Consider the following 14,945-nt stretch of genomic DNA (forward strand, 5'->3'; position numbering starts at 1 on the left):
CAAGAATAAAATGCAGAGCATTTTATTCTAATTGCTTACGCAATAAAGAAACAATATGACCATTCGGTCATGTTGTTTCTGCGCGGGTCCTAACGCCGGACCAAAAACAGGATATCCCCAAAAACCGCAAAAATCATGATGCCGAAAATGAGGACCACCCCGATAGTCTGAAAAGCATAGACCGCCTTGGGGTGCAGGGGGCGCCCCTTTATTGCCTCTATTATGAATAAAATTATCATTCCTCCGTCAAGTATCGGAAAGGGGAGGAGGTTCATGATACAGAGGGCTATGGAAATAAGGGCGAGAAAATTAGCCATAGACGATATTCCCGTACCGATACTCTGATCAAAACCTTCGGCGGCAATCTCCCCGACCATATAGGTGATCCGTACCGGCCCGGAAACTGCCTGGGTCAGATCAATCCCCCGAAAAAGGAGCCCAAAACTCTTCACGGAAACCACCAGGGTTTTCCAGGTCTCCTGAACGCCCTTGAGTACCGCCCCTCCGGGGGAATATGACGGGGTGTGGTAGCGGATGCTCTCGTAGGTAATGCCGATATCGGCGTTTCCTTCCCTGGTGTAGGAGACGACCAGGTTGGTGTTTTTGATTTCACCGTCCCGTTCATATTCCATGGATAGCACCGGAACTTGCTCCGAGAGGATCCGCAACATGGCAACGGTGTGGGGAAATTCCACCCCGTTAATCCGCTTGATCCGATCCCCGCTTCTGAGTCCTGCTATGGCCGCGGGGCTCCCCTCAGCCACGGCGCTTATCACCGGATCGGCCCAATAATACACCCCGATTTTACCGGCGCCGGAACTTTTTTCAAGGCTCGGCCGTATGGTAATATCCAGAATTTTTCCGTCCCGTTCCACGTTAAGGGTGAGGTTTTTTTCCGCATTGGTGGCTATTACTTCCTGGATATCGTGGTAATTGGCGATGGGCCGGCGGTCTATTTCGATGATCCGATCCCCGGTTTTAAGGCCCGCCTCATCGGCGGGATATTGTTCCTGATCAATATCCGATGCCAGCACGATCCGGTTATCCATGGTATAAACCTCAAAGCCGATGCCCCAAATAAAGGAAAATACAACAATCGCGAAGATAAGGTTAAAAAAGGGACCCGCGATGGAGACCAAAATCCTTCTCCAGGGGTTTGCCCAGAAAAAAGTTCCCTTGGTGGGGGAGACATTCTCTTTTTTATTATCAAAGGCATCCTGGAATTCGTTTTCCCCCCGCATTTTGCAATAGCCCCCGATGGGGAACATGCCGATCCGGTATTCCACCCGGCCTATCTTCTTTTTTAAGATTGGTTTTCCCCACCCGATAGAAAAGGCTTCTACATCAATACCCACCAACCGGGCGGCGATGAAATGCCCCAATTCGTGGACAAAGACCACTACCCCTAAACCGATCAAACCTAATAGTATTTTTATGACCATCAATTTTTCTCCATAATATAGTTAAGGGCCTGTTCCCGGGCTTGTCTGTCCGCCTCAAGAATAGTTTCCAGATCCGGAAAGGTACCGGGAGACGCCGGATGGCGCCAATCCCTCTTAAAAACATACTCAACTGTGGCGGATATATCAAGAAAACCGATCTTTTTTGATAAAAATGCCGTCACCGCCGCCTCGTTGGCCGCATTATACACCGTGGGATAGAGCCCCCCCGCCCGGATAGCCTCATAGGCCAGGGGAAGCAAGGGGAATTTTTTGTAGTCCGGCTTGTCAAATTCCAGGGTTAAACCCTCAAATGACAGGGCGCCGTAGGAACAGGGTCTGGGTTCGGGCCAATAGAGGGCGCCATGGATGGGAAGCCGCATATCCGGTTTTGACATTTGGGCATATACCCCGCCATTCCGAAAGGAAACCAGGGCATGGACGATGCTTTGGGGGTGGATCACCACGGATATAGCATCCGGTCCTACCCCAAAAAGCCCCGCCGCCTCGATGACTTCCAGACCCTTATTGGCCAGGGTCGCCGAATCCACGGTGATCTTGGGCCCCATATTCCAGGTGGGATGGGCCAGGGCTTCCTGGGGGCTTATTAATTGCATCTGTTCCGCCGGAAGGGTACGGAAGGGCCCGCCGGAGGCGGTTAAGAAGATCCTGTCCAGTCCTGCTTTTCCACGGGCTTCCAGGAGGTTAAAAACAGCCGAATGTTCCGAATCCACCGGGAGGATCCGTTTTTTTTTCCGTTCCGCCAGGGCAAACACTAGGGGAGCGGCCATTACAATCGTTTCCTTATTGGCCAGGGCCAGATCCGCTCCCGCTTCCAAGGCCGCCAGGGAGGGGGGAAGTCCCGCCGCCCCGGCGATACCGTTAACCACCAAATCCGCCCCGGACTCCGCTATGGCCGTAAGTAACCCCTGCCTGCCGTAATAGGCCGCTTCGGCCCGGACCCCTTCTTCCGGGGGAACAGGTCCGGATAGGGCCAGCCGGGCGGTGGGAAATTCCCGGGAAAGATCGAGGAGGCCCCGGATGTTTCCGTGACCGGAAAGCAGGACCACCTCGAAATCATCCCTGCCCTGTCTGAGGATATCCATGGTCATGCTACCGATGGAACCGGTGGCGCCAAGAACCGCTATCCGTTTTTTCATGGACTCCCCAATAATAGGCTAATCAGCCTGCCGCACACTGCAGAGCGGTGGGGTAGGTACCCTTCGCAACGAATCAAAATAACACCCGATATAACCAATAGTATACCGGCGCCGCCATGGCTATGGAATCTATCGAATCCAGCACGCCGCCCCTGCCGGGGATAAGGTTCCCCGAATCCTTGATCCGGGAACTTCTTTTTAATACCGATTCGGCCAAATCCCCCAGAGCAGCGGCGACTCCGGAGAGGAACCCTAACATTAACCCGGAGGGTATGGCCGGTATATGTTGGGCGGTAAATGCCTGCGGTATCAGCAGGGCCGCCCCCAATCCGATAAGGATGGAAGCGATAAGGCCGCCGATAAAACCGGCGATACTTTTATTGGGGCTTGCGGGAATAATGTTACGATTTTTCTTTCCGAAGAGCATGCCCACGGCCCAGGCCGCGGAATCATTGGTGATAACCATGAGCAAAAAGATAAGAATAACCGGGACCGCCTGGGAAAATAAGGTCATTCTGATAATCCAGATCATAAAAAAACCGGGATAGATGATCACCGAAGAAACCGCGGCGACAAAAAGCAGGATATCCGGTAATTTATCGGATCCGGAAAAAATCCGAGACACCAGCGGCCAGGAAACCGCCAACATAAACGAGATCGGGACTACCGGGATATCGCTCCTGAAACTAACCGCTACGGTCATTCCCAGAGGAACCAGGGCGCCTAAGATCCCCGCTTCCAACCGGTTGATGGGGCAGTTTTTCTTTTTCAGCATCTCCGCCAGTTCCACGCTTCCCAGGGCGCTCACCAGGACCACCATGATATTCATGACCACATGATTTTTATAGGGCAGGAAGATCACTAAGCAGACGATGAGGGGTAATCCGATAAAAAAAATTAAAAGCCGTTCAATTAGTTTTTTCATACCGGTATGCCGCCAAATTTACGTTCCCGTCCCTGATACTCATAAATAGCCGATTTAAGATCGTCCTCGGTCCAATCGGGCCATAATTTGGGGGAAATAATATATTCCGCATAGGCCGATTCCCAAAGCAGAAAATTACTGGTCCGGAATTCGCCGCCGGTCCTGATAATCAGATCCGGATCAGGGATATCGGGATTATCCAGGTGCCGCCGGATGGTTTCTTCGGTGATCTCCCCGCCATCTTTTGCCGTCAAGCGCCGCACCGCCCGGACTATTTCATCCCGGCCCCCGTAATTAAGGGCCAATACCACCGTAAGCCCCTGAAAATTCCGGGTGTCTTCGCAGACTTTTATGAGTTCCCCGGCAATTTCCGCAGGCAGTCCCGCGGGATCTCCCGTGTGACGGATTCGGATATGATTTTCCCGGTAAAAATCAAATTCACCCCGGAGATGGGTTTTGACCAAGCCCATGATAAAGCCCACTTCATCGGCGGTGCGTTTCCAGTTTTCCGTGGAAAATACATAGAGGCTGAGGTAGGAGATGCCCATATCACTGGCGGCTTTTACCATTTTTTTAGCGGTTTTAAGTCCCTCCAAATGCCCCTGGGTACGGATCATATTCCGCTGCCGCGCCCAACGGCCGTTTCCGTCCATAATAATGCCGATATGAGAAGGCAGATGAAGATTATCATAATCCGCTTCGTGGGGCATTACACTTCCATTATTTCTTTTTCTTTTTCTTCTAAGACTTGATTGATTTTTACGATATAACTATCGGTTACCTTTTGCAGCTCTTCCGAGGCGCGGCTTTCTTCATCTTCCGTGAGCTCCCCCTCTTTAAGCAGTTTTTTAAGCTCATCGTTACCGTCCCGGCGTATGTTCCTGACCGCCACCCGGCTCTGTTCAGCCTGATTTTTAGCGTGTTTTACCAGTTCTTTCCGCCGTTCCTCCGTCAGGGGGGGGATGGAAATTCTGATAACCTTTCCGTCATTCGAGGGATTAAGGGAAAGCTCCGATGAGCGGATTGCCTTTTCAATTTCGCCGATTAACGCTTTATCCCAGGGCTGAATTACGATGAGCCTGGCTTCGGGGATGGAAATAGTGGCTACCTGATTTAAGGGGGATTTGTCACCGTAATAATCTACTTTGATCTTATCAAAGAGCGCCGCCGATGCCCGGCCTGTTCTGAGGGACGCAAATCCATCCTTTAGACTGGCAATGGTTTTTTTCATCCGATCTTCGGATGACGAAATAACAGTATGCATATCTCTCCACTCCTTACTATTGGGCGTTTCTCTACCCCCGGTTTCCCACGGCATACCGATCGGGTTAGGGTTACTGACCTACTTTAAAATATACATAGTCATTAATGGTGAGTTTTGCCCCCAACTGTTTGCCGCAATCCGCCAGGGCCTGGGCAACGGTTAATTTTTCATCCTTCACATATCCTTGATCCAGCAGGCAGACATCCGCAAGGTACTTATTTACCTTACCTTTCAGGATATTATCCAGAACCTGTTGGGGTTTCCCCGCAAGTTTTTCATCCCCCTCCAGCTGTTTGCGGAAAATATCTTCCTGCTCCTTAAGAAAAGCCGGATCGATTTTGCTTTTATCCAATGCCAGCGGATTAAAGGCCGCTATATGGAGGGCTAAACTAAAGGCAAAGCTTTTTGCTTCTTCCTTTTCATATATTTCCCCTTTATCGGCGCCCATTTTTACCACCACCCCGATGACCCCATCCCCATGGATGTATTGGGTCAGGTATTCATTTTCCGCGGCTTTTACCACCCTTACCCGTTTAAGGCTCATGTTTTCCCGGATCTTGGTGGCCAGGTCGCTGACCATCCCATTGAGTTCATCGTTGGGTTCGGTATACCCCTTCTCCAGGATCCGGTCGATAATATTCCCGCCCAGAACGATGAATTCGGGATTCCGGGCAACAAAATCCGTTTCCGATGCCAATTCCACCAAAACCGCCGTCCGGTCCTTTATTTTGATAAAGATCTTTCCTTCGTTGGTTGCCCGGCCCGCCCGTTTTTCGACCGCCGCAAGCCCCTTTTCCTTTAATAATTTTTCCGCCTGGGCGAAATCACCCTGGGTACTGGTCAAAGCGTTTTTACATTCCATCATTCCCGCTCCGGTTTTTTCCCGAAGCTTTTTAACATCCGCCGCGCTAATCTCCATATTATGTAACTCCTTCAAATTTTTATCGCGAAAGATTATTCAGAGGGGGCTCATACCCGCAAGGGCCCTCCCGGGGAAGATCCTCCGGGGTGTTTAATAGCCTTGTCGGGAAACTTCAGTTTCCGGACAAGGCCAATTCCCTCCATAATGGCGGGCCGGAAATCCCCCTGCCACAGGGCAAAAGTCCACCGGACCTTCTCTCATCGACCGGCCCTTCCGCGGTGGGGGTCATTCCTCGTCATATACCTTGTCTACATCTACCGGAAGCTCATCTTCTTCATCGGCCCCCGGGACAATAGGAATCTCCTGGGGTTCCGCCTTGGAAGCATAGGATTCAATATCCACCTCCTGATCTTCCTCTTTAATGGATACATCGGTGATGACATTTTCCATATCTTCGTCTTCGTCCCCCAAGGTTTCGATGATCTTGAGCCCCGCCTCATTATCCGCCTCTACCACCGCGTTGGCAATGATCTGGGTAAAAAGGGTGATTGCCCGAATAGCGTCGTCGTTACCGGGAATGGGGTAATTGATCCCCTCGGGGTTACAGTTGGTATCCACCACCGCGACAATGGGTATACCCATCCGCTGGGCTTCGGCCACCGCGATAGCCTCCTTACGGGTATCAATAATAAAAAGAATCCCCGGCAGATCCTTCATCTCTTTTATACCCCCCAGGTTTTTCTGGAGTTTGGTCCGTTCCTTACCCAGGGCGGCTATTTCTTTTTTCGTCAGATTTTCAAAGGTCCCGTCTACTTCCATCTTTTCCAATTTTTTAAGACGAAGCAGGGATTTTTTTATCGTCACGAAATTAGTCAGCATTCCCCCCAGCCAACGGTTATTCACAAAAAACATGCCGCACCGTTCGGCTTCTTTTTGAATGGCCTGCTGCGCCTGCTTTTTGGTCCCCACAAACAAAACGGTCTTGCCCGAAGAAACGGTTTTACGGATCGCCTCATAAGCGTCTTTGATTGCCTGGATGGTTTTTTGCAGATCGATAATGTGGATACCGTTCCGTTCCGCGAAGATATATTTTTCCATCCGCGGATCCCAGCGTTTAACCTGATGACCGAAATGTACTCCCGATTCAAGCAGGCTTTTCATAGTAACTACAGCCAAAACAAACCTCCCCGGCCGCCTAATCCCGATTTTGCCGGATTTGGAACCGTTTTGGGAGAGAACCCCCACACGATACCATCCGCTTTTTTGGTATGGCGGCGCCTTCCCTCTATCTCGCCGGTTTTACCACGGCGGAAAATAGGCAAAAAACCAATTTTTTGCCTTGTATGGTTTATTCCTCGTAAGGATAACCATTATCCTTAAGCATGACATAAAATTCATGCATTGGCAAGCCCACAATGGCGCTATAAGACCCCTGGATTTCGGAGACAAAACAACCGGCCAATCCCTGGATCTTATAGGCCCCGGCCGATCCCTGCCATTCACCGGTATTGAGGTACCATTCTATTTCATCTTCCGAAAGGGGCATAAAGGTGACCACGCTTTTTACCGAACGGCAGTCTATGGTTTTTTCTTTACCGTTAAATAAGGCCACCGCGGTAATTACTTCGTGGCTTCTCCCCCGGAGTTTGGTCAACATCCGGTAGGCATCAGAGCGATCCTGGGGTTTTCCAAAAACAGCATCATCGACGGAAATGATGGTATCCGCCCCGCAGATCCAGGGGGGAATGCGGTTTTGAAGCAGGCTGATGATTTTATTAACCTTGCGGATCGCGAAATCTTCCGCACATTCCCGGGGGCCTAGGGTTCCGTCCGCATTTTCATCAATCTGAGGGGGCATAATATTGAAGGGTAAGCTCAGCAGACGAAAATATTCCTGCCTTCTCAATGAACCGGATGCTAAAATAATAGGTTCTTTCACAAATCACCTTTACCATTTATCCCGCTCAGGGATTCATAAGCCATTTTTGCCGCTTCCCGTTCCGCGGATTTTTTAGTTTTTCCCATTCCCGGTCCGTAAGACTGGTCATTAACCGTAACTTCCGTCCAGAAAAATCGGGCATGTTCCGGCCCGCTTCGTTTTACCAGCTGGTAAATCGGATAAGTCCTATAAAGCCGCTGGGTCAGTTCCTGCAAAAGGGATTTATAGTCCTGGGTATGGCGCTTGTCTATGACTTTGGCTATCTCCGGCTCTAAGCGGGGATGTAAAAAATTAAAGACCACGTTATATCCGGAATCGAGGTACAAAGCCCCGATGAGCGCCTCCATGGCATCGGCCAGGATGGCTTTTTTGGCCCTGCCCCCGGAAAGTTCCTCCCCCCGCCCTAAAATAAGCAGGGTGTCAATTTGCAGTTCCCGGGCGATTCCGGCAAGAACATCCTCAGAAACCACCACCGATTTGATCTTTGCCAGTTCCCCTTCCTTTTTTTCGGTCAGTTTTTCATACAGCAGGGTGGCGGTTACCGCTCCCAGGATAGCATCCCCTAAAAATTCAAGCCGTTCATTGTTACTTTTATGACCGGATTCGTTGACTACGGATCGATGAACAAATGAAAGGTTCAAAAGCTTAAGGCTTTTGAACCTGATCCGGGCGGCCTTCTGAAATGCCGTTAATGCCTTTTTTCTTTCCGGAGTTATTTCCGGAAGGGAACGGATCGCTTGAAAAGAGCAATGGGTAAAATTGCCGCGATCCGTCATGGGTTATTTCTGTTGGGACTTTATATATTCGTAGGCATCCCGAACAGTTTCAAATTCATTGGCTTTTTCATCGGGAATGGAGATTCCCATTTCTTCTTCAATAGCATAAACCAACTCATAGGTGTCCAGACTGTCCGCACCCAGATCCTGGCGGAATGACGCTTCCAGGGTTATTTTCCCCGGATCAATTTCCAGTTTTTCGGCGATGAGTTTCTTCATCTTTTCAAATAAATCATCCATAAAATTTAACACTCCTATACTTTGTTCACGGTCCCCGGGACCATTGGATTTTAAAGCCGCTAAGCTGCGCCGGTTTCAAAATTTGACCTTTTAAACCGGCCTCTATCGATAATTATTTATCTAATTATAGACAGGTCCGTTTTAGAGGCGGTTTTACCCAGGCATTATACCTTTGAATCAGGGACAATTACCTGTTTTCCCCGGTAAAAACCACATTTTGGGCATACCCGATGCAATAAAATTTGATTACCGCAGGTACTGCATGCTATAAATGCAGGAGCACTAAGCTTCATATTGATAGACTGCCGGCGGCGGGTCCGTGCTTTTGACGTTTTAAATCTGGGTACAGCCATGTTTGTAACCTCTCCTCATAAATTTTCCCGTAATTTCTACCCTAAGTCTAACAAAAACTATAAAAAGTGTCAACTTCCCGAAAAAGGCTCCGGGAAAAAACAAATAAGCCCCGATTAAGCCGGACCGCTTTTTCTTAATCCGGGCCGGTTTCAAAACGCCCCCTACCTATATTTATCCTCCAGGGCTTTCGCCACCAGGGGGGGGACCATGGCGGAAATATCTCCGTGAAAAGAAGCCAATTCCTTTATTGCCGAGGAACGGAGCACAAAATACTCAGGATCGGTAGTCATAAATATGGTTTCTATGGAGGAATCCAGGGCTTTATTCATCATGGAAAGCTCAAATTCATAGGAAAAATCCCCCCCGCCCCTGACCCCCCGGAGCAGGAGACGGATATTCCTTTCTTTGATAAAATCTACAATCAGGGAATCACAAAGGGTCACGGACACATTTTTCCACGGTTCCACCAGGGAACTTACGATGGCGACCCGTTCTTCCGCGGAAAAAAGGTATTTTTTTTGCCGGTTTTCGGCAACCACCACCAGCAATTCGTCAAATATACGGGCCGCCCGTTCCACAATATTGAGATGTCCTAATGTAGGGGGATCAAAAGACCCCGGAAAAGCCGCGGTAAGCATAAGTTACCATAACCAAGGGAAGTAATTCGGTCAAGTGAGGGGAAGTGGGGTGCCCAATCCATGGACAGATTTTCCTACGAGAAAAATTGCTACCCCGCCCTTCAGGGTGGGTAGTTCATCTACTAGTTTTTTGTTAAGAGGTTTGATATAGTAGATTAAAGTAACTTCTGCAAACCCCGGTTTGTTTCCGGAGGTTTCTTGAAGAAAATCCTTCATTCATGGTAATATAAACGGTAGAGGCCATTTAACGGACGGCCCCTTATCAGAGGGTAGGGTGGTATGAAGAAACTTATTTTGGTTTTGATGTCGGTTGTTTTGGCGTATAGCTCCTGTGAAACCGAAGGTGAACCGGTGGAAGAAGATCTTGTGGTACCGGCAGTATCCCTTCCGGTACCGGTTGAAGAGGTTATCCCCGAGCTTCCAGTGGCGGTTCAGGAGGTAATCGAAGAAGATGATTTTGATCCCAGCTCGATTACCCCGGAGATGTACAATACCGCCAAAAAGGATGTTCAGCAGCTGATTAAAGAACTAAACAATATTATCCGTTCCCGGAATTATAATGTCTGGGTTTCTTATCTGGGGCATGATTATTTTGAGGAGATAAATTCCCCGGAATTTTTAAAGCGGGTTTCAGAATCCTCTTTTTTAAAGTCAAAAAATACCGTAGTATCCGACAGTAAAGATTATTTTACCCATGTGGTGGTTCCTTCCCGGGCTAACAGCCGGGTGGATGATATAGAATTTGTCAGCCAAAAGCGGGTAAAGGCCTTTATGGTTACCGCTCAAGGGCAGCGGCTGCGCCTGTATGATCTGGAAGATTTTGGGGACGGATGGAAAATTATTAATTAGCGTGGTTCGGAATCCGCTGTTTCCGATTTGAAACGGCCTTGGATGATAATAAATTTGTACCCTGGGGTAAAACCGGCTAAACTATATTTTAAGGAGAAAAATATATGATTATTTGTAAAAAATTTTTTATGGGAAGTCTTTTTCAAAACCCGGCAGGGTCTGAAAAAGACGGTCTAACCTCTGCTTTTTCAAGACTTGCCCTTTTGAAAAAGCCGCTGGTTACGATGGTGATTTTTATGATGGTAACCATGGCATGGGCGCAGCAGTCCTCGACCGATGGGGAAATATCGGTGGAAGAGTCTTATTTGCAGCAATCAATAGAAAACATGATAATTCGGGATCAAAGCCGGACCGGCGGACGGGACGAAAAGTTGATAGCCATGGAATATATTGAAGACGCCATTAGCCGGGGTAATACCAGCAAAGAAGTGCTGGATGCCCTGGAATATCTCTCCCTGGAAGGACTTACGAATAAAACCCGGGAAAACGGAAGGGTGATCAATAATTTTCCTGATATACGGAAACGGGCGGTCACGAATCTTGGGAACATCGGTACCCCGGAGGCAAAAAACACCATTATCCGGCTGGTAATCTCCGAACCGGAGCCTATGGTGCTGACCGAGGCGTTTAAATCCCTGGCAAAAATAGGCCTTAATGAAAACGGTGAAACCGTAAACGCCATTGCTTGGGTGGTTAACCGTTTTGAATCCGGTAGGGGAGATGAACAGATGGCGATTTCCGCCCTGGAGGCCTTTGAAATTCTGTCTGAAAAAAATAAAGGGGTGATTAACAATACCGCCATCACTACCATCAGCCGTATTGCCTCTTCAAACCACTACAACCGTCTTATTCGGGATCAGGCAAGGCTGGTACTGGATAAATTACGATTACAGGCGGCCGAGGTCCAGAGCAAAAACAAGTAGATTCGATGAAAACGGCCTTTTCCCCCTGTTTTTGACCATGCCGGTGATTTTGGTTGCTGCCGGAGGTATCGGGTATCCGGGGTTTTGTGGGATACCTTTACCCGGGTGAGGGTAGAGGTATTTGAATGGGGGATATGAAGGAATTACATAAAGCCGGCATCTCCGCCACCCTGGATGAAAATAAAATCACCGGGTACCGGTTATAAATAACTTGACAGGAGCCGGACGTTTTCGGTAAGATACCTTAAATGCGGCTGTCATATAACGGCTATTATCTCAGCCTTCCAAGCTGAAGACGTGGGTTCGACTCCCATCAGCCGCTTAGGGTTAAGGGCTAATTTTTTGGATTTTTTTAGGAAAACAGCCTCACATTCGTTAAGTCTCCGCTTCCATGACAGTCCCGGATATATCCGGAGGGGAATCTCGGCTTATTAGGGGATCGGAGGCTGTTCAGGTAACAAACTACCGAAGGCCGCTATCTGGGTATCCCGTATCTTTTCCCGGTCTCCCGCCAGCCGATGTCCCGGATAGTGGTCAAGCAGGGCCAGGACTCGCCCTCTATCCCTCAGCATCCCTGCATCGGGACTTTGGGCCGGGGTTTCCGCCTGACGGGGCCATCCATGGCCCCTGGTCCTCCCGCTGGTCGGCGGCGGAAACCCTTCGAGTCCTGCGTATAAACAAAAACGCCCTCCGGAGAGGGCGCATTTTCTAGCAGGGCCAGGACTCGAACCTGGGACCTCCGGGTTATGAGATTGCCTATCTTTGAACTATTAAAACTCATTGCAACTCATACAGGATTATTAAAACATCCGCCGATATTCCTCCACAATTATTCTGTGCTATTGAAAGCAATCCAGGCATACCGAGAGTGATATAATTCTCCATTTTTATATGTCATTTTATGTGACATTGGCGAAAAAATCTTGACAATTTTATATGTATCTGATAATATGTATTATAGAGGCTATGGGTGAACTACGAATGGGATACGGCTAAGAACCTGGAGAACATCAGAAAACACAAGGTCAGTTTTGAACAGGCCGTATCAGCCATAGAAGACCCGCATAGACTTTTTCTGTACGATGAAGTCCATAGCCAAAATGAGGACCGTTATATTGTTATCGGATATACTGAAGGGCTTGTTTTGTTTGTCAACGAAGTTGAAATTGATGAAGATACCATACGGATTATTTCAGCCAGAACCGCAAATAAAAGGGAGGAGGAGGCATATTATGGCAATTGTGCGTTATACTTTGGAAACCGTTCCTAAACCCACCAAGAAAGATTGGGACCGGGTAAAAAACCTTAAAGATGAGGATATCGACTATTCCGACATTCCCGAAATAACCGATTTTTCCAAATTCCGTCCCTGGGAAGAGCGCCAGATGTTTAAGCCGGTAAAAGTTGCGGTTACCTGTAAACTGGATGCCGATATTGTGGCGTGGCTTAAGCAGGGAGGGAAGGGTTATCAGACCCGTATGAACACCATTTTGCGGGAAGCTATGCTGCATTCTGTGTCCTAATATTTTTCCATATGTCGTCTTATGTGATACTCGTTTTCAGGTATGCCACGAACTGCCCCCTAACCAGCTCATCCAGTTCTGCAACCAATGGGCTTTTATCCGACATTGAAAAATCCTTTGCCCTCCTTCGCTCTTCCGCCCGTATTCGTTCACGGCTCTTGTCCGATAATGCCCCGGATTCTCTTAGGGTCTGCTGTAAATGCAAACATTCCTTTGGGCAGATTTGCCGGTATTGCTCCGCCAGTATTTCTGTCCATTTGGTAGGGGTTATGTTATCCAGCTTGTTGAAATAACACTGCCGTCCTAATTTGGGGATTGCCTGATATGCATCCCAAAAGAGGCCTTGTAGTTTCCGGTATATATTCCGGTCAAAAAGATCGTATGCCATTAAGTCCCTCTTAAACCTTGCGTATATTCCCCTCCGCCGTACAATCTTATACTCAAGGCGTAACACATTTTTATCATTGGAGAAGGACAAATGCAAATTTCCCTTCCTGCTTTTCATCTCCTGTATTTTGTCATAACCCGTAAACTGGAAAGCCCCCGTTTTTGTAGCATAGGTAATGGTTTCCAGACCTGTCGATTTGGAAAACTCCCGCCGTGTGAAAATTGCCGGATTGCCGAATAGTTTTAGGTATTCGGACGGCTTTTCCTTGGTAAATATACTTATACCAATTTCTACCGACTTGACTATTGTCATTGAAAGGTCAAGCCCGGTTTCTACCTCCAGTTTTCTGATTGCCTCCTTTACGTGCCCCCATGTTAATGGGGTAAGATTTTCACCATTGAGGTATTTTGCCAGTGATCCATGAATGATTATACCATCGAGATTCTTATAAACCCCCATATTCTGGATATGCCCGGAATACGTGTGTATATCCCGCCGCCATAAATCCTGCAATCTACCGGTAAATCCCGTATCATCCTGCTGGGGGACTTTCAGACTTATGTTATCTATCATCTTTGATACCCTCATGTTTTTCTCCCCCCCAGGGTGTGGAGGGAAGATTAAGTTGTTACGACAGAAGAGACGAAGGGAGCAAGGCCCCGGACTACAGGGCCTTAATCCCCAAAGAATGCCACATAAAATCAAGCCAGTACCAATTTCCCGTCCGTCCATTTCTCAAACAGGAAATATGCCGTCTCCTTTTTGTCCTTAAAGAACCAAACAGTTAGTTTAATCCAGTCATCTGAAAAATCAATGAGCATGGCATCATTTCCGTAGTCTCCGTAGGCCGTATGAATTTTAAAAAGGAAACGAAAACCAGTACACATCCGATTGTTCTCCAGTGATAATGCGTGAGTAAACCTCATTCTGGGACGTGAGTTCTGCGTCTCATGGAATACAATATACCCTTCGCCTTCATGAGGGTGTCCTTTCTGTTTCCAGAATGCCGGAAAATTGGGGATGTCATTTCCGGAATGTTCTCGCAATATATATCGGGTAGCCATATTCGGCAATTTTTTAAATATATACTTAGCATACGGTTTCATTTGTGTTCTCCTTTTTTCTTTGACATTCCGTTGTCTCATGGCAGATGGAGACTACCCGGCCTTCGTGGATTTTGAGGGTCACGGAGACCGTTCCAAACTTAAGCCGTCCAGCATTCTCAAGGAGATATACTGTAATAGCATCAATTTTTTGCCTGCTCATTGACAGCCTCCCTTTCTTGTGGTATTTTCCGCCAACCATTTATCTACTGCGGCTTTGGTGAAAAGAACCCTTCGGCGTACCTTAATCCTAGGAAGATTAAGCCGGTCGAGAGTCGTCCGACAAACATGGAGATACTCCGCCGCCTGCTGGCGGGAGAGGATATCCGGAAATTCAAGAGAATTTTTCATCCTTACCTCCGTATCGTACTTGGATTAGTTTCTTGCTGTACGACAGAGATAATTATAGGTAGGTTAAAAATAATAGTATTTTGATGTTCGGTTTATTTAATTTAATTCGTTCTTTTTCATAACTTGTGAGTCGCAAGTTCTTAAGCTAAAAAGATGAACTGGTAGAAAAACCTTACCGCTTGCGTTACGATGAAATTACCACACCACATCG

General features: G+C 48.0%; 21 protein-coding genes and 1 tRNA gene. 5 read left to right on the forward strand and 17 right to left on the reverse strand.

The window, feature by feature from the left end; translation table 11 throughout:
• Positions 1-89 precede the first annotated feature (89 nt).
• The 13 genes from LQZ21_RS13875 to LQZ21_RS13935 all read right to left on the reverse strand — a co-directional run bounded on the left by LQZ21_RS13875 (position 90) and on the right by LQZ21_RS13935 (position 9,813).
• On the reverse strand, positions 90-1,442 hold the full coding sequence (locus LQZ21_RS13875; RefSeq protein ID WP_411045120.1) for a site-2 protease family protein: 1,353 nt from the start codon (positions 1,440-1,442) through the stop codon (positions 90-92).
• Positions 1,442-2,599: a 1-deoxy-D-xylulose-5-phosphate reductoisomerase gene (dxr, locus tag LQZ21_RS13880; protein ID WP_411045121.1), complete on the reverse strand. Its 1,158-nt coding sequence runs from the start codon at positions 2,597-2,599 to the stop codon at positions 1,442-1,444. The genes LQZ21_RS13875 and dxr overlap by 1 nt, the downstream gene beginning before the upstream one ends.
• A 73-nt stretch (positions 2,600-2,672) precedes the next feature.
• Positions 2,673-3,524 (reverse strand): phosphatidate cytidylyltransferase, encoded by an 852-nt coding sequence (locus LQZ21_RS13885; protein ID WP_411045122.1) that lies wholly within the window; start codon positions 3,522-3,524, stop codon positions 2,673-2,675.
• Entirely contained in the window at positions 3,521-4,234 is a 714-nt protein-coding gene (uppS, locus tag LQZ21_RS13890) for a polyprenyl diphosphate synthase (protein ID WP_411045123.1), read from the reverse strand. The genes LQZ21_RS13885 and uppS overlap by 4 nt, the downstream gene beginning before the upstream one ends.
• Positions 4,234-4,788, reverse strand: coding sequence for a ribosome recycling factor (gene frr, locus LQZ21_RS13895; protein WP_411045124.1), 555 nt, complete (start codon positions 4,786-4,788; stop codon positions 4,234-4,236). Before frr ends, uppS begins: the two co-directional genes overlap by 1 nt.
• A 70-nt stretch (positions 4,789-4,858) precedes the next feature.
• Entirely contained in the window at positions 4,859-5,707 is an 849-nt protein-coding gene (gene tsf / locus LQZ21_RS13900) for a translation elongation factor Ts (RefSeq protein ID WP_411045125.1), read from the reverse strand.
• Positions 5,708-5,935: 228 nt separating this feature from the next.
• Positions 5,936-6,826 (reverse strand): 30S ribosomal protein S2, encoded by an 891-nt coding sequence (gene rpsB / locus LQZ21_RS13905; RefSeq protein WP_411045126.1) that lies wholly within the window; start codon positions 6,824-6,826, stop codon positions 5,936-5,938.
• 172 nt (positions 6,827-6,998) lie between these two features.
• Positions 6,999-7,589 (reverse strand): Maf family protein, encoded by a 591-nt coding sequence (locus LQZ21_RS13910; RefSeq protein WP_411045127.1) that lies wholly within the window; start codon positions 7,587-7,589, stop codon positions 6,999-7,001.
• Positions 7,586-8,365, reverse strand: coding sequence for a ribonuclease III (gene rnc / locus LQZ21_RS13915; protein WP_411045128.1), 780 nt, complete (start codon positions 8,363-8,365; stop codon positions 7,586-7,588). Before rnc ends, LQZ21_RS13910 begins: the two co-directional genes overlap by 4 nt.
• A gap of 3 nt (positions 8,366-8,368) precedes the next feature.
• Complete coding sequence (gene acpP, locus LQZ21_RS13920; protein WP_411045129.1) at positions 8,369-8,605, reverse strand: acyl carrier protein; 237 nt, start codon at positions 8,603-8,605, stop codon at positions 8,369-8,371.
• Positions 8,606-8,769: 164 nt separating this feature from the next.
• Positions 8,770-8,958, reverse strand: a complete 189-nt coding sequence (gene rpmF, locus LQZ21_RS13925; protein WP_411045130.1) for a 50S ribosomal protein L32 — start codon at positions 8,956-8,958, stop codon at positions 8,770-8,772.
• A 162-nt stretch (positions 8,959-9,120) separates the two neighbouring features.
• Positions 9,121-9,597 (reverse strand): pantetheine-phosphate adenylyltransferase, encoded by a 477-nt coding sequence (gene coaD / locus LQZ21_RS13930; RefSeq protein WP_411045131.1) that lies wholly within the window; start codon positions 9,595-9,597, stop codon positions 9,121-9,123.
• A 30-nt stretch (positions 9,598-9,627) separates the two neighbouring features.
• Entirely contained in the window at positions 9,628-9,813 is a 186-nt protein-coding gene (locus tag LQZ21_RS13935; RefSeq protein ID WP_411045132.1) for a hypothetical protein, read from the reverse strand.
• A 63-nt stretch (positions 9,814-9,876) separates the two neighbouring features.
• Between LQZ21_RS13935 and LQZ21_RS13940 the strand changes: the two genes are divergently transcribed.
• The 3 genes from LQZ21_RS13940 (at position 9,877) to LQZ21_RS13950 (ending at position 11,691) form a co-directional block, all read left to right on the forward strand.
• On the forward strand, positions 9,877-10,446 hold the full coding sequence (locus LQZ21_RS13940) for a hypothetical protein (RefSeq protein ID WP_411045133.1): 570 nt from the start codon (positions 9,877-9,879) through the stop codon (positions 10,444-10,446).
• Positions 10,447-10,550: 104 nt separating this feature from the next.
• Entirely contained in the window at positions 10,551-11,369 is an 819-nt protein-coding gene (locus LQZ21_RS13945) for a HEAT repeat domain-containing protein (protein ID WP_411045134.1), read from the forward strand.
• Between the two features lie 250 nt (positions 11,370-11,619).
• Positions 11,620-11,691: transfer RNA gene (locus LQZ21_RS13950), tRNA-Gly, on the forward strand.
• Between the two features lie 109 nt (positions 11,692-11,800).
• Here LQZ21_RS13950 and LQZ21_RS13955 read toward each other — a convergent pair.
• Positions 11,801-11,941 (reverse strand): hypothetical protein, encoded by a 141-nt coding sequence (locus LQZ21_RS13955; protein WP_411045135.1) that lies wholly within the window; start codon positions 11,939-11,941, stop codon positions 11,801-11,803.
• A gap of 398 nt (positions 11,942-12,339) precedes the next feature.
• Between LQZ21_RS13955 and LQZ21_RS13960 the strand changes: the two genes are divergently transcribed.
• Together LQZ21_RS13960 and LQZ21_RS13965 are read left to right on the forward strand one after the other, a co-directional pair.
• Complete coding sequence (locus LQZ21_RS13960) at positions 12,340-12,639, forward strand: BrnT family toxin (protein ID WP_411045136.1); 300 nt, start codon at positions 12,340-12,342, stop codon at positions 12,637-12,639.
• Positions 12,602-12,892, forward strand: a complete 291-nt coding sequence (locus LQZ21_RS13965; RefSeq protein WP_411045137.1) for a BrnA antitoxin family protein — start codon at positions 12,602-12,604, stop codon at positions 12,890-12,892. The genes LQZ21_RS13960 and LQZ21_RS13965 overlap by 38 nt, the downstream gene beginning before the upstream one ends.
• Positions 12,893-12,911: 19 nt before the next feature.
• Here LQZ21_RS13965 and LQZ21_RS13970 read toward each other — a convergent pair whose 3' ends face one another.
• The 3 genes from LQZ21_RS13970 to LQZ21_RS13980 form a co-directional block, all read right to left on the reverse strand.
• The gene (locus LQZ21_RS13970) at positions 12,912-13,868 is read right to left on the reverse strand and encodes a hypothetical protein (protein WP_411045138.1); all 957 of its coding nucleotides are present in this window, start codon (positions 13,866-13,868) and stop codon (positions 12,912-12,914) included.
• Between the two features lie 113 nt (positions 13,869-13,981).
• Positions 13,982-14,386, reverse strand: a complete 405-nt coding sequence (locus LQZ21_RS13975) for a hypothetical protein (RefSeq protein ID WP_411045139.1) — start codon at positions 14,384-14,386, stop codon at positions 13,982-13,984.
• A gap of 156 nt (positions 14,387-14,542) precedes the next feature.
• Positions 14,543-14,734 (reverse strand): helix-turn-helix domain-containing protein, encoded by a 192-nt coding sequence (locus LQZ21_RS13980; RefSeq protein ID WP_411045140.1) that lies wholly within the window; start codon positions 14,732-14,734, stop codon positions 14,543-14,545.
• Between the last annotated feature and the right edge of the window lie 211 nt (positions 14,735-14,945).

The organism is Treponema sp. TIM-1, from assembly GCF_046533115.1.
Taxonomy (GTDB): Bacteria; Spirochaetota; Spirochaetia; order Treponematales; family Breznakiellaceae; genus JAIRMO01.